The 19,546-nt window shown below is 69.0% G+C and carries 18 protein-coding genes and 1 pseudogene; 14 read left to right on the top strand and 5 right to left on the bottom strand.

Annotated features, from left to right (window positions below):
* The first annotated feature begins 62 nt into the window (after positions 1-62).
* Positions 63-626 carry a TetR/AcrR family transcriptional regulator gene (locus HLB44_RS12420; RefSeq protein ID WP_173122876.1) on the top strand — a complete coding sequence of 188 codons (564 nt, stop codon included), beginning with the start codon at positions 63-65 and terminating at the stop codon, positions 624-626.
* Positions 627-714: 88 nt separating this feature from the next.
* On the opposite strand, the gene HLB44_RS12415 is transcribed toward HLB44_RS12420, so the two are convergent.
* Positions 715-1,662 carry a LysR family transcriptional regulator gene (locus HLB44_RS12415; RefSeq protein ID WP_173122875.1) on the bottom strand — a complete coding sequence of 316 codons (948 nt, stop codon included), beginning with the start codon at positions 1,660-1,662 and terminating at the stop codon, positions 715-717.
* A 110-nt stretch (positions 1,663-1,772) separates the two neighbouring features.
* On the opposite strand from HLB44_RS12415, the gene HLB44_RS12410 reads away from it, so the two are divergent.
* Both HLB44_RS12410 and HLB44_RS12405 read left to right on the top strand, forming a co-directional pair.
* Positions 1,773-2,660, top strand: a complete 888-nt coding sequence (locus HLB44_RS12410) for an MBL fold metallo-hydrolase (RefSeq protein WP_173122874.1) — start codon at positions 1,773-1,775, stop codon at positions 2,658-2,660.
* An 84-nt stretch (positions 2,661-2,744) separates the two neighbouring features.
* Positions 2,745-2,906 (top strand): hypothetical protein, encoded by a 162-nt coding sequence (locus HLB44_RS12405; RefSeq protein ID WP_173122873.1) that lies wholly within the window; start codon positions 2,745-2,747, stop codon positions 2,904-2,906.
* 43 nt (positions 2,907-2,949) lie between these two features.
* Here the strand turns inward: HLB44_RS12405 and ppk2 are convergent.
* Positions 2,950-3,629: pseudogene (gene ppk2 / locus HLB44_RS12400) on the bottom strand (polyphosphate kinase 2); the annotation flags it as partial.
* A gap of 261 nt (positions 3,630-3,890) precedes the next feature.
* On the opposite strand from ppk2, the gene HLB44_RS12395 reads away from it, so the two are divergent.
* Positions 3,891-6,881 (top strand): PEP-CTERM sorting domain-containing protein, encoded by a 2,991-nt coding sequence (locus HLB44_RS12395; protein WP_173122872.1) that lies wholly within the window; start codon positions 3,891-3,893, stop codon positions 6,879-6,881.
* Between the two features lie 52 nt (positions 6,882-6,933).
* Here the strand turns inward: HLB44_RS12395 and HLB44_RS12390 are convergent, their stop codons facing one another.
* Entirely contained in the window at positions 6,934-7,866 is a 933-nt protein-coding gene (locus HLB44_RS12390; protein WP_173122871.1) for a LysR family transcriptional regulator, read from the bottom strand.
* A 122-nt stretch (positions 7,867-7,988) separates the two neighbouring features.
* Here HLB44_RS12390 and HLB44_RS12385 point away from each other — a divergent pair, with 122 nt between their 5' ends.
* Genes HLB44_RS12385 through HLB44_RS12340 form a run of 10 tightly spaced genes read left to right on the top strand, consistent with a single transcriptional unit; the run spans position 7,989 to position 17,321 of the window.
* Positions 7,989-8,522, top strand: a complete 534-nt coding sequence (locus HLB44_RS12385) for a thiamine pyrophosphate-binding protein (protein ID WP_173122870.1) — start codon at positions 7,989-7,991, stop codon at positions 8,520-8,522.
* Positions 8,522-9,115 carry a thiamine pyrophosphate-dependent enzyme gene (locus HLB44_RS12380; protein ID WP_173122869.1) on the top strand — a complete coding sequence of 198 codons (594 nt, stop codon included), beginning with the start codon at positions 8,522-8,524 and terminating at the stop codon, positions 9,113-9,115. The genes HLB44_RS12385 and HLB44_RS12380 overlap by 1 nt, the downstream gene beginning before the upstream one ends.
* Positions 9,116-9,132: 17 nt before the next feature.
* Positions 9,133-10,098 carry a Bug family tripartite tricarboxylate transporter substrate binding protein gene (locus HLB44_RS12375; RefSeq protein WP_173122868.1) on the top strand — a complete coding sequence of 322 codons (966 nt, stop codon included), beginning with the start codon at positions 9,133-9,135 and terminating at the stop codon, positions 10,096-10,098.
* 8 nt (positions 10,099-10,106) lie between these two features.
* A complete protein-coding gene (locus HLB44_RS12370; RefSeq protein WP_173122867.1) occupies positions 10,107-11,585 on the top strand; it encodes an aldehyde dehydrogenase in 1,479 nt (492 codons plus the stop codon).
* Between the two features lie 15 nt (positions 11,586-11,600).
* The gene (locus tag HLB44_RS12365; protein ID WP_173122866.1) at positions 11,601-12,455 is read left to right on the top strand and encodes an HTD2 family dehydratase; all 855 of its coding nucleotides are present in this window, start codon (positions 11,601-11,603) and stop codon (positions 12,453-12,455) included.
* 15 nt (positions 12,456-12,470) lie between these two features.
* Positions 12,471-13,631: an acyl-CoA dehydrogenase family protein gene (locus tag HLB44_RS12360; protein ID WP_173122865.1), complete on the top strand. Its 1,161-nt coding sequence runs from the start codon at positions 12,471-12,473 to the stop codon at positions 13,629-13,631.
* A gap of 23 nt (positions 13,632-13,654) precedes the next feature.
* On the top strand, positions 13,655-14,845 hold the full coding sequence (locus HLB44_RS12355; RefSeq protein ID WP_173122864.1) for a CoA transferase: 1,191 nt from the start codon (positions 13,655-13,657) through the stop codon (positions 14,843-14,845).
* A gap of 16 nt (positions 14,846-14,861) precedes the next feature.
* Positions 14,862-15,833, top strand: a complete 972-nt coding sequence (locus HLB44_RS12350) for a tripartite tricarboxylate transporter substrate-binding protein (RefSeq protein WP_173122863.1) — start codon at positions 14,862-14,864, stop codon at positions 15,831-15,833.
* A 10-nt stretch (positions 15,834-15,843) separates the two neighbouring features.
* Positions 15,844-16,461 (top strand): alpha/beta hydrolase, encoded by a 618-nt coding sequence (locus HLB44_RS12345; RefSeq protein ID WP_173122862.1) that lies wholly within the window; start codon positions 15,844-15,846, stop codon positions 16,459-16,461.
* 5 nt (positions 16,462-16,466) lie between these two features.
* On the top strand, positions 16,467-17,321 hold the full coding sequence (locus tag HLB44_RS12340; RefSeq protein WP_246312200.1) for an HpcH/HpaI aldolase/citrate lyase family protein: 855 nt from the start codon (positions 16,467-16,469) through the stop codon (positions 17,319-17,321).
* 198 nt (positions 17,322-17,519) lie between these two features.
* On the opposite strand, the gene HLB44_RS12335 is transcribed toward HLB44_RS12340, so the two are convergent.
* Complete coding sequence (locus HLB44_RS12335) at positions 17,520-18,332, bottom strand: Bug family tripartite tricarboxylate transporter substrate binding protein (protein WP_173122860.1); 813 nt, start codon at positions 18,330-18,332, stop codon at positions 17,520-17,522.
* Between the two features lie 37 nt (positions 18,333-18,369).
* Positions 18,370-19,527 carry a CaiB/BaiF CoA transferase family protein gene (locus HLB44_RS12330; RefSeq protein WP_173122859.1) on the bottom strand — a complete coding sequence of 386 codons (1,158 nt, stop codon included), beginning with the start codon at positions 19,525-19,527 and terminating at the stop codon, positions 18,370-18,372.
* Positions 19,528-19,546 lie beyond the last annotated feature (19 nt).

Raw genomic sequence — 19,546 nt, 5'->3', positions numbered from 1 at the left:
TTGTTGACAAATCTAGGCGATGCAACGCAGAAAGTCAACAAGCGTTGGCCTACACTTGTCATATGGCTGAAACTCCCCCGCGACGATCGGATGCGACGAAGGCGGCGATCCTGGCCGCCGCCCGCGAGCAGTTCGCCGCCGCCGGCTACCAGGCGGCGACGATTCGCGCCATCGCCGCGGTCGCCGGCATCGACCCGGCGATGGTGATGCGCTACTTCGGCAGCAAGGAGCTGCTGTTCGCCGCCGCGGCCGAGTTCGACCTGCAGCTGCCGGACCTCACGGCGCTGCCGCGCAGTGCCGTGGGCGCGGCGATGGTGTCGCACTTCCTCGACCGCTGGGAAGGCGACGAGACGCTGATGGCGCTGCTGCGCACCGCCGTGACCAACGACGCGGCGGCCGAGCGCCTGCGCGCGATCTTCGCGACGCAGGTGGCGCCGGTGATCGCGCGGCTCTGCGGCGAGCCGCGCGCCGCGGTGGCCGCGCGCGCCGGGCTGGTCGCCTCGCAGATCCTGGGTTTGGCGCTGTGCCGCTACGTGCTGAAGCTGCCGCCGGTGGTCGGCCTGTCGCGCGCAGAGATCGTGCGCCGCGTCGGACCGACGCTGCAGGCCTACCTGTTCCAGACATGACCTTCCGCTGCTGACCGCCGTGCGCGTCGACGTCTACAACCAGAACAAGGCCTGAAGACACCGCTGGCTCTAGCGCCTCAAAGGCGCGTCAGCGCGCGACGTGCCGCCGCCGCGAAACGGGTATCGCCCGCAGCGCCCGATCCCACGGCGCCTCCCCGCCGCCGAAGCGCTCGGCCAGGAAATCGAGCATCACGCGCAACAAGCGCGGCGGGTGCTGCCGCGACAGGTAGATCGCGTGGATGCCGAGCACCTCGGGCTCCCAGCCCGGCAGCACCGGCACCAGCTCGCCGCGCACGACCAGCGCGCTGACCAGGTAGGTCGGCAGCATCGCGATGCCGGCGCCGGCCAGCACCGCCTGCAGCAGCACGGCGGAGTCGTCGCATTGCAGCGGGCCGGTGATCGGCACGCGTTGCGTCTGGCCGTCGCGCGTCAGGCGGTATTCGGTGCGGCCGACGCGCACGTGCGTCAGGCACGGCCGCTGGCGCAGCTCGTCGGGTGACGCCGGCGCGCCATGCCGCTTCAGCCAGGCCGGCGCGGCGCACAGCAGCGAGCGGCAATCGCCGAGCCGGCGCGAGACGAGGCCGTCGTCCAGGCGCGCGGCGATGCGCACCGCGATGTCGATGCGCTCTTCCACCAGGTTCGCCGCGCGGTCCATCGCGATCAGCTCGATCTGCGTGCGCGGGTGGCGCGCGAGAAAGTCCGCCGCCGCCGCCGCCAGGTGCGCCTGCGCGAACGATGGCGCCGTGGTGATGCGCAGCCGGCCGCTCGGCTCGCTGCCGCGCGTGGCGGCCACGGCCTGCACCTCGCCGGCCAGCTCCAGCGCCTGGCGGCAGCGTTCCAGCGCCTCGGCGCCGGCGTCGGTCAGGCTGACGCGCCGCGTCGTGCGGTGCAGCAGCCGCAGGCCGAGCCACGACTCCAGGCCTTCGAGGTAGCGCGAGACCATCGCGCGCGACATCTCCAACTGCGCCGCGGCGGCGGTCAGGCTGCCGCGGTCGGCGATCTCGACGAAGACCTGCATCGCGGTCAGGCGGTCCATGGGTGTTGCTCTATTCGATCGGAATGGTTGACAAACTGTCGACGAGTCTACGGTTTATCTCTGGATCATGGATCAATACAGTGACGACATTCCACTCACCGAGAACACGCATGCACGCACTGAAGACCCTCGTTCGCCTGATCGCGCCGGCCGCGCTGACGCTGGGCATGATCGCCACCGAGGCCGCGGCGCAGACGGCGCCGCTCAACCTGCAGGTCTACAACGCCGATGCCGGCAGCTTCCACGTCAATGCGGTGCTGGTGTCCGGCAAGACGGATGCGGTGCTGCTCGACACCGGCTTCACCCGTGCCGATGCACTGCGCATCGCGGCGATGGTGCTGGACAGCAAGAAGGTGCTGAAGACGATCTACATCAGCCAGGCCGATCCGGACTTCTACTTCGGCACCGAGCTGCTGAAGCAGGTCTTCCCCGAGGCGCGTGTCGTCGCCACCGCGCCGACGCGCAAGAAGATCGAGGCCACGCTGGCGAACAAGCTGCAGGTCTGGGGCCCGCGGCTGGGCGCCAACGCGCCGAAGGCGGTGCCGCTGCCCGAGGTGCTGAGCGGCAACACGATCGAGCTCGAAGGCCAGGCGCTCGAGATCCGCGGCCTCGACGATGCGCTGCCGCACCGCAGCTACGTGTGGATCCCGTCGATCCGCACGGTCGCCGGCGGCGTCAACGTCTTCGCCGGCCTGCACCTGTGGACCGCTGACACGCAAAGTACGCAGGAACGGGCCGACTGGCGCCGCAAGCTCGATGCCATCGGCGCGCTGCAGCCGGTGCGGGTGGTGCCCGGCCACAGCTTGCCGGCCCAGGCGCAGGATGCGACGACGCTGGCCTGGAGCCAGGCCTACCTGGCGCGCTTCGAGGCCGAGCTGCCGAAGGCCGCCAGCGGCGCCGCGTTGATCGAGACGATGAAGAAGGCCTACCCGGAGGCCGGCCTCGGCATCGCGCTGGACATCGGCGCCAAGGTCAACAAGGGCGAGATGAAGTGGTGAGTGCGATCGGGCTCGACTGAAGCGCGCCTGAAACGAGCCATACGATTCAAACGCGGTTGCGACACGCCTTGGGGCCGGCACGTGATGCTCGGTGCCGCAGCGCTGCGCATCGGGCGACGCATGACCTTCGGTCCGCGGCTGGCGAATGGCAATCACTCGCTGGCGATCGTCGCCGACGACAATTTCCCGACCGCCGATTCGGCGACCGACCGCAACCAGGTGCTGGTGTTCGAGGTCTTGCGCTGAGCCGTTCGCGCCGCGGGCCGGGCGCCGCCCGGCCCGGGGGTGCTCAGTACGGCTCGGGCACCACCATCGACGCCGACACCGGCTGGCGGAAGTAGTCGGCATGGCGTTCGCGGGCCGGCAGCTCGATCGGCGGCCGCTCCAATTCGTGGTAATCGAATTGCCCGAGCAGGTGGCTGATGCAGTTCAGGCGTGCCCGCTTCTTGTCGTCGGCCTGAACCACCCACCACGGCGCTTCGGGCGTGTGCGTGCGCTCGAGCATCGCCTCCTTGGCCTTGGTGTAGGCCTCCCAGCGGCGGCGCGAGACTCCAGGTCCATCGGGCTCAGCTTCCACTGCTTCAGCGGGTCGTGGATGCGGCCGAGAAAGCGCGTGTGCTGTTCGTCGTCGGTGATCGAGAACCAGTACTTGAGCAGCCGCGTGCCTGAGCGGACCAGCATGCGCTCGAACTCCGGCACCGAGCGGAAGAACTCCTCGACCTCGTGCTCGGTGCAGAAGTCCATCACGCGCTCGACGCCGGCGCGGTTGTACCAGCTGCGGTCGAACAGCACGATCTCGCCGGAGGCCGGCAGGTGGGCGATGTAGCGCTGGAAGTACCACTGCGTGCGCTCGCGGTCGTTCGGCGCCGGCAAGGCCACGACACGGCAGACGCGCGGGTTCAGCCGCTGCGTGATGCGCTTGATCACGCCGCCCTTGCCGGCGGCATCGCGGCCCTCGAACAGGATCAGCGGGGCTACCGGGAGAACCCGGGTCGCAGACCGCTCTCGCATGTCACGGCGCAGTCACCTGACTTTGAGCGATCCGCGGCCCGCCCATGCCGCGGCGGCGTTGTTCATTGCGTCGCTGAGGCAACGACGCAACTGGCGCGCAGCGGCAGGACGCTCGTCCGCGGGGAAGGACTCATTCAAACAGAGGATGTCGGTCGCGGTACCCCTCGATACCCTTGCTCCGCGCTCATGACCGGGCGCTTGTGGGGCGGGAGGTTATCGATGGACCGGTTCGAGTCTCGTTGCGCCGCTGTGGCGCGAATCACCTCGGCGCTGCTGCGCCGCCTGCGCGGCGCCTGCATCGCGCTGGTCGGCGGCCTGCTGCTGCTGGGCGCCGCGCCGTCGTTCGGCGCGATCGTGCTGTACGAGCTCACCGCGCTCGGCGGCAACGATTGGCGCTACGACTACACGCTGAAGAACGACGGCACGCCGGCCGCGATCGAGGAGTTCACGATCTACTTCGATCACGCGCTGTATTCGAATCTCGCGCTGGCCGGATCACCGCCCGATTGGGATTCGATCGTCGTGCAGCCCGACCCCGGCATCCCTGCCGACGGCTTCTTCGACAGCCTCGCGCTCGGCGGTGCGCTGCTGCCGGGCGACGGTCCGCTCGGTGGCTTCTCGGTCACCTTCACCTATGCCGGCGCCGGCACGCCCGGCGCTCAGGTGTTCGAGATCGTCGACCCGCTGACCTTCGACGTGATCGCCCGCGGCACCACGAGCCCCGCTCCCACGGGCGTGCCGGAACCGGCGACGTGGGCGCTGCTGCTGCTCGCCGGCATGGCCGGTGGGTTCGCGCGGCACGGCCGGCGGCTGCTCGGCATCGCCGGCATCGGCGCGGCGCTCGCGCTCACCGGCTGCGGCGGCGGCTCGAAGGGCGATGGGCAGCAGCAGGGCGAATCGGCGCGCATGCGCGCGTTGGCGGTCGGCAGCGTCGGTGCCGGCAGTGTCGCGAACGTCGGCGTCGATGCGCTGGTGCTGGTGGCCGAGCGGCGCATCTCGCGCACGGTCTACGAATACGACTACCGGCTGCGCCTGGCCAATGGCGGTGCCGCGCTCGACGGCGTGCTCGTCGAGCTCACCGGTGCCGGCAGCGGCACGCAGATCGTCGACGGCAGCGTGTTCGCCGGCACGCTGGCGGGCAGTGCGCAGACGACACCGGCCGACACGATCACGGTCCGGCACGACCGTCTGCAGTCGTTCCAGCTCGCCGCCTTGCGCTGGAACATCACGCAGGGGCCGCTGCTGCGCGGCACCGCGGCGGTCGGCGCCGCGCTCGCCAACGCGAACGTGACGGTCACCGACGCCGCGAACACGCCGGCGTGCCACGAATCGCCGATCGTCACCAACGGCATCGGCAGCTTCACCTGCACCGTCAAGCCGGGCAAGCTGGCGCCGCTGCTGATCGTCGTCGCCGAGCCCTTCGGCGCCTATCCGCCGATGGTCAGCATCGCCGACACGGTGCCGCCGGCCGGCAGCGCGCTGGTCGCCAACGCGACGCCGCTGACGACGGCGATCGTCGGGCAGCTGGCGCCCAGCGGCAACGCGCTCGCCGTCGTCGCCAATCCGTCGCTGATCGACCTGCAGAAGCTCGCGACGATCAAGGCCAACGTGATGGCGCAGCTGCACGACGTGCTGGCCGCGCTCGGGGCACCGGCGGGCTACGACCCGTTCACGTCGCCGATCGTCGCCGCCACGCCGGCACAGAGCGGCAACACCGCCGACCTCATCATCGAGATGCTGCGCTTCAGCAACGTCAACGGCGTCGCCCGCATCGGCACGATCGACAACCCGGGCGGCGTGCCGCTGGCCGGCGTGGCAGCGGGGCCGATGCTGCCTGCGCCGAGCGGCGGCGCCGTGGCACTCGGCAGCACGATGCAGATGATGGCCAATGCGCTGCGCAACTGCTTCGCGCTGACAGTGGCCCAGCGCGTGCTGGCCACCGACACGACTATTCCCGTGAACCAGGGCGGTCCCGCGGTGACGAGCCTCGGCGCGGGCTGCCAGAACATCTGGCACGCCAACTATCGGCACGCGGGTTACGCCGCCGGCCAGCGCTTCTACGGGCTGCTGCGCGACAACACGATGGTCGGCGCCGCGTTCTCGCTGCCCGAGATCATGCTGTTCCGCGACGACACGAGCGCCGTGGACAACGACGTCGCGGTGCTGAACTTCCGCTATGTCGACGCCAACGGCATCGCCGCCAATACGATCGAGGTCGCGCGCAAGTTTCCCGGCAGTGCCACGGCCGCGCATCCGAGCGACTGGTGGCTGCACGGCAACCAGGCGGTCGTCGATTCGACGATCCGCCCGTTCATCCGGCGCAGCGAGCAGCTGGCGCCGAACCCCGGCACGCCGCCGTTCGCGAGTATCGGCACCAGCCGCTACGACACCGGCCTGGAGCTGTACGTCAACAAGGACGGCCCCGGCAGCGCCGGTCTGCGCGCCGCGCGCGTCCGCGGGCCGGGGCTGCCGCCACCGGGCATCGTGCTGACGCGGCTGAATCCGGCGTTCATCTCCGAGCAGACCTGGATGAACATCCGGCGCAAGGACGGCAACACCGATCCGGCCGCGGCAACGTTCGCGAGCGATCCGAACATCTTCTTCCTGCAGCGCACGGTGGGGCTGGCGGGTGCGGAAGCCACCACCGTGCGGCCGAATCCGAACGCCGGCAATTCGAACAACACCGCGTTCCAGGGCTGGGCCCATCCGCTGGACTACGGCCTGCCGCCCGGCACGCCGAACTTCATCGACTTCACGCAGCTGCGCGCCGGCAACGAATACACCTTCGAGTTCTTCTACGACGGCGAGACCGCGCCGCGCCATGTCGAGACGCGGACCACGCTGGCCCCGGTGACGCCGGCGACCTTCGCGGTGAACCTGCAGTGGATCGACATCACGGCGGCGACGCGGCGCTACCTCGATCCGCTCGACCCGCTGGGGCAGGCGCTGGCGACGATGAACCTGGCCTGGACCGCGAACCCGCTGTCCGAGACGGTCAACTCGGCAGGCGTGTACACGTTCAACGGCAGCACGGTTGTCAACGACGGCATCGTCCCGGTCGCCCGCGGCGCCACCACCGGCACGGCCATCGCGCCGCAGAACGCCAGCTTCCAGGCGCTGACGAATACCGGCACCAGCGGTCGCACGATCCAGCTGCGCTATCGCATGCTGGACGGGAGCTACAAGGACTCGGTCGTGCGGTACAACTGAGCAGTACGCGGGCGCCGGCGCGCTGCGGGGCGCCGGCGCAGCGCAGCGCCACTCACGCTCCCAGCCACCGACCCTCGAGCCATGCACCTTCGTCGATGGCGGTCTTCGCGCACTGAACCAGCAACTCGACGGCACGCCGCACGTGCTGGCCGACGCTGCGATTGGCGGGAAGTGCCAGCACGATCGTCCGCGTGATCTTCGGGTCGCTGAGCGGTGCGGCGGTCAAGCGCTTGCGCTGCAGATCGTCTGCGAAAGCAATCGGCGGCAGGATCGTCAGGCCATGGCCGCCCAGTACCAGGTTCTTCTGGATGCTCATCGCATTGGTCTCGACCGCGATGGTGAGCTCGATGTTCGACACCGCGCACGCGTGGTCGACGAGCGTGCGGATGCCATGCGGCCCGCTCGGCAGGATCATCGGCTGGCCGACCAGGCTGGCCAAGGGCACGGGCTTGTTCCTGCGCAGCGCAGCGGATGCCGGGCCGACGATCCACAGCGGCTCTTCGAGCAGCGGCGTCGCTTGAATGGTCGGCATCCGCTCGACGCCGTACAGCAGCGCCGCATCGATGTCGCCGCTCTCCAGCCACTGCTGCAAGGTGCCGGCGTACCCCATCGCGATCCGCATGTGGATGCCCGGGTAGGTGGCCGCGACTGAGCTCACCAGCGGACTCGAGAGCAGATCGCAGGTGCTGGGCAGCAAGCCCACGGTCACCAGGCCGCCGATGCCGTTGACGGCGCCGCCGATCTCGGCCCGGGCGCGATCGAGCTCCAGCATCACGCGGCGCGCATAAACGAGCAGGGCCTTGCCGGCGTCGGTGAGCGCCATGCCGTGGCGCTCGCGCTCGAAGAGCTCCGTGCCGATGTCCTCTTCCAGCAGCCGAAGCTGCCTCGACACCGCCGGCTGCACGAGATTGAGCAACTCCGCGGCGCGGGTCACGTTGCCCGTGTCCGCGACGGTCAGAAATGCGCGCAGCTGCTTGAAGTCCATGCGAAGCCTTCCGGGATCACAAAAGCTGATGGTGACATCATGAAGTTCTATTTCATTCTGATATCAATCACATTCTATGATTTCTACATCAGAAACTCTTCCGCCACAACGACTGGACTGCGATGGATCACACCCCGACCGCACCTGCCTGGCAGCAGGACATCTTCAAGGTTCTCAAGGAAGGTGACGTGCGCCAGATCGCCTACGTGCCGGACGCGGGTCATTCCCACGTCATCCGCGCCGCGATCGCGGACCCGGAGATCCAGGACGTCGTGCTGACCACCGAGGAAGAAGGGGTCGCGGTCGTCAGCGGCGCCTGGCTCGGCGGCCAGCGGGCCGTGCTGCTGATGCAGAGCAGCGGCGTCGGCAACTGCGTCAACATGTTCTCGCTGCTGGCCAGCGCGAACTTCCCCTTCTTCACGCTGGTGACGATGCGCGGCGAGTACGCCGACTTCAACCCCTGGCAAGGGCCGATGGGCCGCGCGACCCAGGGCGCGCTCGAGCTGATGGGCATCACCGTGCTGCGCGTGTCGGACCCGGATCAGGTCGAGGAGATCGTCCGGGCCGGATTCGATGCCGCCTTCGAAGCCGGCGACCGCGTCGCCGTGCTGCTCGGACAGAACCTGATCGGTCGCAAGAAGTGGGAGCGCAAGTGATGAGCATGCAGAACCTGAAACGCGCCGATCGGCGCGAATTCGTGGCCAAGCTGGTGGGTGCGCTGCCGGATGCGCTGGTGGTCACCGGCCTGGGGTCCGCTTCGTACGACGTCTTCGCCGCCGGTGATCGCGACAAGAACTACTACCTCTGGGGTGCGATGGGCGGCGCGACCTCCGTGGCGTTGGGGCTGGCGCTCGCGCAGCCCGACAAGGCCGTGGTCGTGATCACCGGTGACGGCGAACAGTTGATGGGCATCGGCAGCCTGGCGACCGTCGGCGCCAAGCAGCCGCGCAACCTGACGATCGTCGTGCTCGACAACGGGCATTTCGGCGAGACCGGCATGCAGCGCAGCCACACCAGCCTGGGCACCGACCTGGTGGCGGTGGCCAAGGGCTGCGGCATCGCCGACGCGCGCACCGTCGACAGCATCGAGCTCTGCGCCGACATCGCCCGTCGTGCGGCCAGCCGCGAGGGCACCAGCTTCGTCCGCGTGCTGATCGAGGCGAACGAGCCGCCCCGGGCGCTGCCCCCGCGTGATGGCGTCTACATCAAGAATCGCTTCCGCGCCGCGCTCGGCTTCCAGCCGTTCTGAGCGTCAGGAGACCTTCGATGAAAGCACTCGTCTGGCGGGCCGTGGGCCTGCTCGCGCTCGCCGCCATGCCCGCGCTCGGATCGGCACAGGCCTATCCCGACAAGCCGATCAAGCTGATCGTCACCTGGCCGCCGGGCGGCTCGGCCGATGCCATCGGCCGGCTGGTGGCCGGCGCGCTGACGGCCGGGCTCGGCCAGACGGTCTACGTCGAGAACGCCGCCGGCGCGTCCGGCAACATCGGCACGCAGCAGTTCACGCGCGCCCAGCCCGATGGCCACACGCTGCTGCTGGCGACCAGCACGACGAATGCCGCCAGTCCCGCGCTGTTCACGAAGATCGGCTTTCATCCGGTCGACGACTTCGTGCCGATCTCGCCCGTCGCGCTGGCGCCGAGCATCTTGATCGTCCCCGCGAATTCGGCCTACAAGTCGCCCAAGGACATCGTCGCCGCTGCCAAGGCGCAGCCGGCGAAGCTGACCTACGGCTCCGGCGGCAACGGCAACTCGGGTCACCTGAGCGCCGAGCTGTTCAGGTCGGTGGTGAAGATCGAAGCCCAGCACGTGCCTTACAAGGGCAACTCGCCAGCGATGGTGGACCTGATCGGCGGCCAGATCGATTTCATGTTCGACAACGGCGCGGTGTCGATGATCCTGGGCGGCAAAGTACGCGGCCTGTCGGTGGCCGGCGAGCGGCGCCTGGCGGCCGTGCCGGACATCCCGACCTTCGCCGAGCTGGGCTGGCCGGGCGTGCAGCTGAGCACCTGGTTCGGTCTGGCGGCACCCAAGGGCACGCCCGCCGCGGTCGTCAACAAGCTCAACGCCGCGGTCACCACCGCGCTGCAAAAGCCCGATGTCGCGAAGCGGCTGCAGGACATGGGCGCCGAGGTGAAGACGTCGACACCCGCCGCCTTTGCCACCTTCTGGAAGTCGGAGATCGACCGCTATCGCGAGCTCGTCAAGCTCAGCGGCGCCAAGATCGAGTGAGAGCCAGCATGAAGCGCTATCAACTTCGCATCGACGGCCAGTCGGTCGATCCGGCCGGTGGGCTGTGGTTCGAGACCCAGAACCCGTACACCGGCGAGACCTGGGCTGAAATCCCGCGCTCGGATGCACGTGACGTCGACCGCGCGGTGCAGGCGGCCCACCGCGCGCTGACCGTCGGCGCTTGGGGCCAGATGTCGGCCAGCCAGCGCGGCATGTTGCTGCACAGGCTGGGCGACCTGATTGCGCGCGACGCCGCGAAGCTGGCGGCCACCGAGGTGCGCGACAACGGCAAGCTGCTGGCGGAGATGCAGGGCCAGCTGAACTACATCCCGCAGTGGTACTACTACTACGGCGGTCTGGCCGACAAGATCCAGGGCAGCACCTTGCCGCTGGACAAGAAGGGCTACTTCGCCTTCACGCGCAACGAGCCGCTGGGCGTCGTGGCCGCGATCACGCCGTGGAACTCGCCGCTGATGCTGGCGAGCTGGAAGATCGCGCCGGCGCTGGCGGCCGGCTGCACGATCGTCGTCAAGCCGTCGGAATTCACGTCCGCATCCACGCTCGAGTTCGCCGCACTGTTCGACGAGGCGGGATTCCCGCCGGGCGTCATCAACGTCGTCACCGGCTTCGGCGCGGAAGTGGGCACGCCGCTGGTCGAGCATCCGCTGGTACGCAAGATCAGCTTCACCGGCTCCGACACCACCGGGCGCATCATCAACGAGAAGGCGGCGCGGCACTTCAAGCACACCGCGATGGAGCTGGGCGGCAAGTCGCCGAACATCGTGTTCGCCGATGCCGACCTCGAGCAGGCCGCGTTCGGTGCCGTGTCCGGCATCTTCGCGGCCACCGGGCAGACCTGCATCGCGGGTTCGCGCCTGCTGGTGCAGGACAGCATCTACGAGCGCTTCGTCGAGCAGCTGCTCGCCGTCGCCCGGACGGCGCGCATGGGCGACCCGATGGACGCCGCGACGCAGGTCGGCCCGGTGACGACGCCGCCGCAGTTCAACAAGGTGCTCGAGTACATCGACATTGCCCGCAGCGAAGGCGCAACGCTGCTGCTCGGCGGCCAGCGCGGCCGCGCGCCCGAGTGCGGCAACGGATGGTTCGTCGAGCCGACCATCTTCGGCGACGTGCGCAATGACATGCGCATTGCGCAGGAAGAGGTCTTCGGCCCGGTGCTGTCGATCCTGCGTTTCAAGGACGAGGCAGAAGCCCTAGCCATCGCCAACGACGTGCGCTTCGGCCTGGCGGCCGCCGTCTGGACCAGCGACATCGCGCGTGCCTTGCGCATGTCCGAGCGGCTGCAGGCCGGCACCGTGTGGGTCAACACCTACCGCGCCATCAGCTACCTGGCGCCGTTCGGCGGATACAAGGATTCCGGCCTCGGCCGCGAGAACGGCATCGATGCGATCCGCGAGTACCTGCAGGTCAAGAGCGTGTGGATCAACAGCGGCGCCGTCGCGGGCAATCCCTTCGTGATGCGCTGAAGCGAAAGACGAGTCATGGCATTGGACATCGACCACCTGAAGCAATGGATCGGCCGCACCGAGTCGCGCGATGACATCGCCGCGGCCACGCCCGTGCAGGCCCTGTCCGCCACGCTGGACCGCGACGACCCGGTGCCGCAGCCCGGCGATCCGGTGCCGCCGTGCTGGCACTGGCTGTACTTCCTGCCGCTGCACCGGCAATCGGAGATCGGCGCCGACGGGCACCCGAAGCGCGGCGGCTTTCTGCCCCCCGTGCTCTTGCCGCGCCGCATGTGGGCCGGCAGCCGGATGGCGTTCCACCGTCCGCTGTGCATCGGCAGCCCGATCACGCGGGTCTCGCGCATCGCGGACGTCAGCGGCAAGCAAGGCCGCTCCGGTTCGCTGATATTCGTGCGCGTGCGCCACGAGGTCAGCGACGACGGCGGACTGGTGCTGACCGACGAGCACGACATCGTCTACCGCGACAATCCGAAGCCGGGCGATCCGCTGCCGCCGGCGCAGGCCGCGCCTGCCGAGCACGAGTGGATCCGGACGATCCAGCCCGACGACGTGCTGCTGTTCCGCTACTCGGCGCTGACCTTCAACGGGCACCGCATCCACTACGACCGGCGCTACGTCACCGAGGTCGAAGGCTACCCGGGCCTCGTGGTGCACGGCCCGCTGCTCGCGACCTTGCTGCTCGACCTGCTACGCCGCAACCTGCCCGAGGCCACTGTCGCACGCTTCGCCTTCCGCGCGCTGAAGCCGACCTTCGACACCCAGGCGTTCGACGTCTGCGGCCGCCGCGCCGACGACGGCAAGACCATCCACCTCTGGGCCCGGCACGAAGACGGGGCGCTCGCGATGGACGCGACCGCCCACCTGGCCTGATCAAGGAGACATTCGATGATGAATCAAGCCGACGAGCATCAGGAGATCCGTGATGCCGTGCGCCACCTGTGCAGCCAGTTCCCCGACGAGTACTTCCGCAAGGTCGACGAGCAGCGGGCCTATCCGGAGACATTCGTCGATGCCTTGATGGAGGCGGGCTGGCTGGCCGCGATGATCCCCGAGCAATACGGCGGCACCGGCCTCGGGCTGACGGCGGCCAGCGTGATCATGGAAGAGATCAACCGCTCGGGCGGCAACTCCGGCGCCGTGCACGGCCAGATGTACAACATGAGCACGCTGCTGCGCAACGGCAGCCCGGCGCAGAAGGACAAGTACCTGCCGCGCATCGCCGCGGGCAAGCTGCGCATCCAGTCGATGGCCGTGACCGAGCCGACGACCGGCACCGACACGACGAAGATCAAGACGACGGCGGTGAAGAAGGACGGCCGCTACGTCGTCAACGGCCAGAAGGTCTGGATCTCGCGCGTGCAGCACTCCGACCTGATGATCCTGCTGGCGCGCACCACGCCGCTGGCGGAGGTGAAGAAGAAGTCCGAGGGCATGTCGGTTTTCATCGTGAACCTGCACGATTCGATCGGCAAGGGCCTGACCGTGCGGCCGATCCCGAACCTCGTCAACCACGAGACCAACGAGCTCTTCTTCGACAACCTCGAGATTCCCGAGGAGAACCTGATCGGCGAAGAAGGCAAGGGCTTCAAGTACATCCTCGACGGCCTGAATGCCGAGCGCACGCTGATCGCCGCCGAATGCATCGGCGACGGTTACTGGTTCATCGACCGGGCGACCAAGTACGCCAATGAGCGCATCGTGTTCGACCGGCCGATCGGCAAGAACCAGGGCGTGCAGTTCCCGATCGCGGATGCCTATATCGAGATCGAAGCGGCCAACCTGATGCGCTTCAAGGCTGCCGAGCTGTTCGATGCCAACCAGCCCTGCGGCGCGCAGGCCAACATGGCCAAGTACCTGGCCGCGAAGGCCTCGTGGGAGGCGGCCAACGTGTGCATGCAGACGCACGGCGGCTTCGGCTTCGCCAACGAGTACGACATCGAGCGCAAGTTCCGCGAGACGCGGCTGTACCAGGTGGCGCCGATCTCGACCAACCTGATCTTCTCGTACGTCGCCGAGCACCTGCTCGGCCTGCCGCGCTCGTTCTGAGCCAAAGATTCAAGGAGCGCATCGTGCGTCCTCTCGAAGGCATCACCGTCGTCACGCTGGAACATGCGATCGCGGCGCCGTTCTGCACCCGCCAGCTGGCCGACCTGGGCGCCCGCGTCATCAAGGTCGAGCGGCCCGGCAGCGGCGACTTCGCGCGCGCCTACGACGAGCGCGTCAAAGGCATGGCCTCGCACTTCGTGTGGAGCAACCGCTCGAAGGAAAGCCTGACGCTCGACGTCAAGCATGCCAAAGCGCAGCAGGTGCTGGCCCAGCTGGTCGAGAAGGCCGATGTGCTGGTGCAGAACCTGGCGCCCGGCGCGGCGGCGCGGCTCGGGCTGTCGCACGAGGCGCTGCGCGACACGCATCCGGGCCTGATCGTCTGCGACATCTCCGGCTACGGCGACGATCGCCGGCAGCCGGGGCCCTACCGCGACAAGAAGGCCTACGACCTGCTGATCCAGAGTGAATCGGGCTTCCTGTCGATCACCGGCTCGCCTGACGAGCCGGCCAAGGCCGGCTGCTCGATCGCCGACATCGCCGCCGGCATGTACGCCTACACCAACATCCTGTCGGCGCTGATCCAGCGCGGGCGCACAGGGCAGGGTTGCCGCATCGATGTCTCGATGCTCGAGAGCATGGTCGAGTGGATGAGCTACCCGCTGTATTACGCCTTCGACGGCGCGACGCCGCCGCCGCGCGCCGGCGCCGCGCACGCCACGATCTATCCGTACGGCCCGTTCCCCGCGGGCGATGGCAAGACCGTGATGCTCGGGCTGCAGAACGAGCGTGAATGGGGGGCCTTCTGCGAGCAGGTGCTGCGCCGCCCGGCGCTGGCCACCGACGAGCGCTTCGCATCGAATTCGCGCCGCACGGCCGAGCGGCAGGCGCTGCGCTCGATCATCGTCGAGAGCTTCGCGGCGCTGACGGCCGAGCAGGTGATCGAGCGCCTCGACGCCGCGCAGATCGCCAATGCCCGCATGAACGACATGCACGACGTCTGGCAGCACCCGCAGCTGAAGGCACGGCGCCGCTGGACCGAGGTCGACACGCCGAGCGGGCCGATTCCGGCGCTGCTGCCGCCCGGCGACTGCGATGCTTTCGCGCCGCGCATGGATGCGGTGCCGGCGCTCGGGCAACACACCGAGACCATCCTGGCGGAGCTGGGATGGTCCGCGTCGGACATCGATGCGATGCGCCAGGCCGGCGCCATCTGACCTGAAGGACCCCACCATGAAGACCTCGTTCGCCGCCACGGTGCTGCTCGCTGCGTTCGCCACGCCAGCCGCTCATGCGCAGAGTTATCCCGCCAAGCCGATCACGCTGGTCGTGCCGTTTGCAGCCGGTGGACCGACCGACGTCGTCGCGCGCACGCTGGGCGCGGCGATGGGTCGCACGCTGAATCAGACGGTGGTGATCGAGAACAAGACCGGCGCCGGCGGCACGCTGGCCGCCGCGCACACCGCACGCGCCACGCCGGACGGCTACACCTTCCTGATCCACCACAACGGCATGGCCACGGCCCCGGCGCTGTACCGCAAGCTGCCGTACAACCCGCTCACCGATTTCGAGTACGTCAGCCAGGTGATCGACGTGCCGATGACGCTGCTCGGCCGCAAGGATCTGCCGGCCAAGGACTTCACCGAGCTGCGGGCTTATCTCAAGGCGCAGGGCGACAAGGTCAACCTGGCGCACGCCGGGCTCGGCGCCGTTTCGCACCTGTGCGGCGTGCTGTTCCGCCAGGCGATCGGCGCCGACGTGACGACGGTGCCCTACCAGGGCACCGGGCCGGCGATGAACGCGTTGCTCGCCGGCCAGGTCGACCTGCTGTGCGACCAGACCACCTCGACCACGCAGCACATCAAGGCGGGCTCGGTCAAGCTGTACGGCGTCACGACGGCGGCGCGGCTGAAGACCTTGCCGGCCGCGCCGACCTTGGCGGAGCAGGGGCTCAAGGGCTTCGAGGTGGTCGTCTGGCACGGCATCTACGCGCCCAAGGGCACGCCGAAGGAGGCCATCGACAAGTTCGGCGCCGCACTGAGAGCGGCGCTGAAGGATCCGGTCGTGGCACAGCGGCTGGACGAGCTGGGCGCGGTGGTGGTGCCCGAGGCCAAGCAGACGCCCGAGGGCCTGCGCACTTGGCTGGCCGAGGAAACCGCGCGTTATGCCCCGGTCATCAAGGCGGCCGGCCAGTTCGCCGATTGAAGGGGCGCAGATGCTGGTCGAGGGCCCCGTGGGGGCGATCGAGGTCCGGATCGATGCGCCCGCTGCCGCCCCGTGCGGCATCGCCGTGGTGGCGCATCCGCAGCCGCTGCTCGGCGGCAGTGCGATGCACAAGGTCCCGCATCTGCTGGCGCGTGCGCTGTGCGCTGCCGGCTGGCTCGCGGCGCGTCCCAACTTCCGCGGCGTGGGTGACAGCGAAGGGACGCATGACGCGGGCGTCGGTGAGACGGACGACCTGCTCGCGGTGACAGCGCGCCTGCGGGCAGACCATCCCGCTGCGCCGCTGGCCCTGATCGGTTTCTCGTTCGGTGCCTTCGTGCAGTCGCGCGTGGCACGTGCGCTCGCCGATCGCGGCGAGCCGGCGCACCGCGTCTTCCTGGCCGGACTGCCGGTCGGCGAGGTCGAAGGCCAGCGCACGTACTCCCCGGCCGTGGGGCTGGCCAACACATTGATCGTGCACGGCGAGCACGACGACCGGGTCGCCCTGAGTGCCGTGCTCGCGTGGGCGAGACCGCAGTCGCAGCCGATCGTCGTCATCCCGGGCGCCGATCACTTCTTCACCGGCGGGCTCCCGATCCTGCGGGAGCTGATGTTGTCGCACATTGAATGAAAGCCATGACCATGACCTCCCGTCTTGCTGCCGCGCGCAGCTTGCTGTTCGTGCCGGGCAACCGCCCCGATCGTTTCGAGAAGGCCTTGGCCAGTGGTGCCGATGCCGTGATCCTGGACCTCGAAGACAGCGTCCCGCCGCCGGACAAGGCCGCCGCCAGGCAGGCGATCAGCGCGCAGTGGCCGGCGTTGCTTCCCCTGAACGTGCCGCTGCTCGTGCGCATCAACGCCGCCAGCAGCGCCGCCTGGTCGGACGACCTCGCGGCCATCGCCGGGCTGAGCGGGCTGGCCGGCGTGATGGTGTCGAAGGCCGAATCTCCAGCGACGCTGGGCGAGTTGACGGCGCTGCTCGACGGCGTGCCCTTGCTGCCGCTGGTCGAGACGGTGGCCGGCTTCGATGCCGTCAGGGCCTTGGCGGCTGCGCCGGGGGTGCTTCGGCTGGCGGTCGGCCACATCGACTTCATGGCGGACGCCGGCATGTCGTGCGACGAGCGCGAGTCCGAGCTCGTGCCCTTGCGATTTGCGGTGGCCATGGCGACGCGGGCGAGCAGCCTGGCGCCGGCGATCGACGGTGTCACGGTCCAGACGTCGGACGAGCAGCGATTGCGCGCCGATACGCTGCGCGCCCTGCGCTTCGGCTTCGGCGCCAAGCTCTGCATCCACCCGCGCCAGGTGGCCGGGGTCCACGAGGCCCTGGCCCCGACCGAGCAGGAGCTGGCGTGGGCGCGGCGGGTGATCGCGGCCGATCAAGCATCGGGCGGCGCGGCGGTGCAACTGGACGGCCGCATGGTGGACCTGCCGGTGGTGCTGCAGGCGCGCAACACGCTGGCGCGCGCCGCCGCGCCGGTGCCCAAGTCATGAGTGCCTGCTCCACTCTTCACACTCGACTCTCAAGGAGCGTTCTCGTGCGACTGAAGCTTGCTGTCGAGCGACCGGGCCGTGGCCATGATCCTCGACGACATCCAGCTCGCGAGCCTGATTGCCACGAGCCGCACGCCCGGCGACTACAAGATCCTCGGTGAGCGCCTCCGAACCGCCAGTGCCTGTGGTCGGCTTGATTCAGTCGAGGCTGATGCCGGACTTCTTGACCAGCTTCGCAGAACGCTCCTGCTCGGATTTGAAGAACTGCAGCGCGGCCTCCGGCGTGGAGGGGTGGATGATGTTTTCCTGCTTCGCCATCGTGGCCTTCACCTCGGGGTCGTTGAAGGCGGTGGTGACCGCGTCGTGCAGCCGCTTGACCTGCGCCGCGGGCAGCTTCGCCGGCGCGACGACGGCGAACCAGCCGGCGACATCCACCTCCGGGAAGCCCTGTTCGGCGATCGTCGGCAGGTCCGGCAGCGAGGCCACGCGTTGCCTGCCCATCACGCCGATGGCGCGCAGCGCGCCGCTCTTCAGATGGCCCTGCACGGCCGGCAGGGCGACCGCGCCGAGCTCGACCTGGCCGCCGATCAGGTCTGCCACCATCGGGCCCACGCCCTTGTACGGGATGTGTTTGACGTCGACCCCCGCGGCATCGATGAACATCTCGCCGGCCAGGTGGATGATGGTGCCGTTGCCCGACGACGCGTAGTTGTACCCGCCCGGCCTGGCCTGCAGAAAGGCCTGCAGCTCCTTCGCGTTCTTCGCCGCCACCTTCGACGGGTTGATCACCAGCACGAACGGCGTTTCGCCGATCACGCTGATCTGCCCGCCCAGCGCCTTCGACAGCGCGCTCTGCGCGGCGCGCATGATGGTGTCGACGCCCGAGCCGGCGCCCACCGGCAGGATCACGCGCAGCGGTCCGCTCTGGGCGACGGCCACGGAAGAAGCGCCGGTGGCCAGCGCCGCGGCAGCCGTGGCGACGAGGGCGCGGCGAAGGGTGCTGATGGACATGCTTGTCTCCTGGAGGAATTCGAATCGGAAAGGGCGCTCAGGCCTTGGTGGCCAGCCGGCCGAGGATCTCGTCGGTGTGTTCGCCGATCTTCGGCAAGGCCTGGCGCACGCCCGGGCGGCGGCCGCCCATCAGCAGCGGCAGCAGCACCACCTGCGTCGTGCCGCCGTCCTCGGTGGTCATCGGCACCAGGCCGCCGCTCTGCTTCAGGTGCGGGTCGTCGACCAGCTGGTCCGGTCGCACGATCGGCGCGTAAGGGATGCCCGCCGCTTCGAGCTTCGGCATCAGCTCGGCGGCCTGGTGGTGGTGCAGCGTGTCGCCCAGCCACTTCAGCAGCTCGGGCCGCAGCGCCACGCGCTGGGCGTTGGTCGCCAGCGCTTCGTCCTCCGCCAGGTCCAGGCGATCGATGACGCGGCACAGGGTCTGGAACTGCTTGTCGCTGACAGCGCCGATGAAGAGCTGCTCGTCGCCGGCCAGCGTGAACACGTCGTACACGCTCCAGGCCGACACGCGCGAGGGCATCGGCGGCGCCGCTTCGCCGGTCATCTGGAACTGCTGCATGTGCTGCGCGGCAAGCAGGCAGCAGTTCTCGAACAGCGCGCTCTGCACCTCCTGGCCGCGGCCCGAGCGCTGGCGCTCCTGCAGCGCGGCCAGCACGCCGATCGCGCCGAACATGCCGCCCATGATGTCGTTGACCGACGAGCCGGCGCGCAGCGGCCGGCCCTTCGGACCGGTCATGTAGGTCAGCCCGGCCATGTTCTGCACCACCTCGTCGAGCGCCAGGCGGTTCTCGTACGGGCCGGGCAGGAAGCCCTTGTGCGAGGCATAGATCAGCCGCGGAAACTTCTGCGACAGCGCGGCGTACGACAGCCCCAGCTTGTTCATCAGCCCGGGGCGAAAGTTCTCCAGCAGCACGTCGCACTCGCCGATCAGCTCCAGCGCGGTGGTCATGCCTTCGGCGCTGTGGATGTCGAGCACCACGCTCTTCTTGTTGCGGTTGAACGAGCGGAAGAAGCCGATGCCCAGGCCCGGCAGCGTGCGCGTCTTGTCGCCGCCGGGCGGCTCGATCTTGATGACCTCGGCGCCCAGGTCGGCGAGGATCATTCCGCAGGTCGGGCCCATCACCATGTGGGTGAACTCGATGACGCGGATGCCTTCGAGCGGCAGGCCGGTGGGGGTGTTGTCTGAGGGGGTCATGGGCATTCCGTTGTCGGGA

The sequence above is a fragment of the Pseudaquabacterium terrae genome (assembly GCF_013266755.1).
GTDB classification, from domain to species: domain Bacteria; phylum Pseudomonadota; class Gammaproteobacteria; order Burkholderiales; family Burkholderiaceae_C; genus Pseudaquabacterium; species Pseudaquabacterium terrae.
Note: the sequence above shows the minus strand (reverse complement) of the source record. Positions and strands in the feature narration are given on the sequence as shown.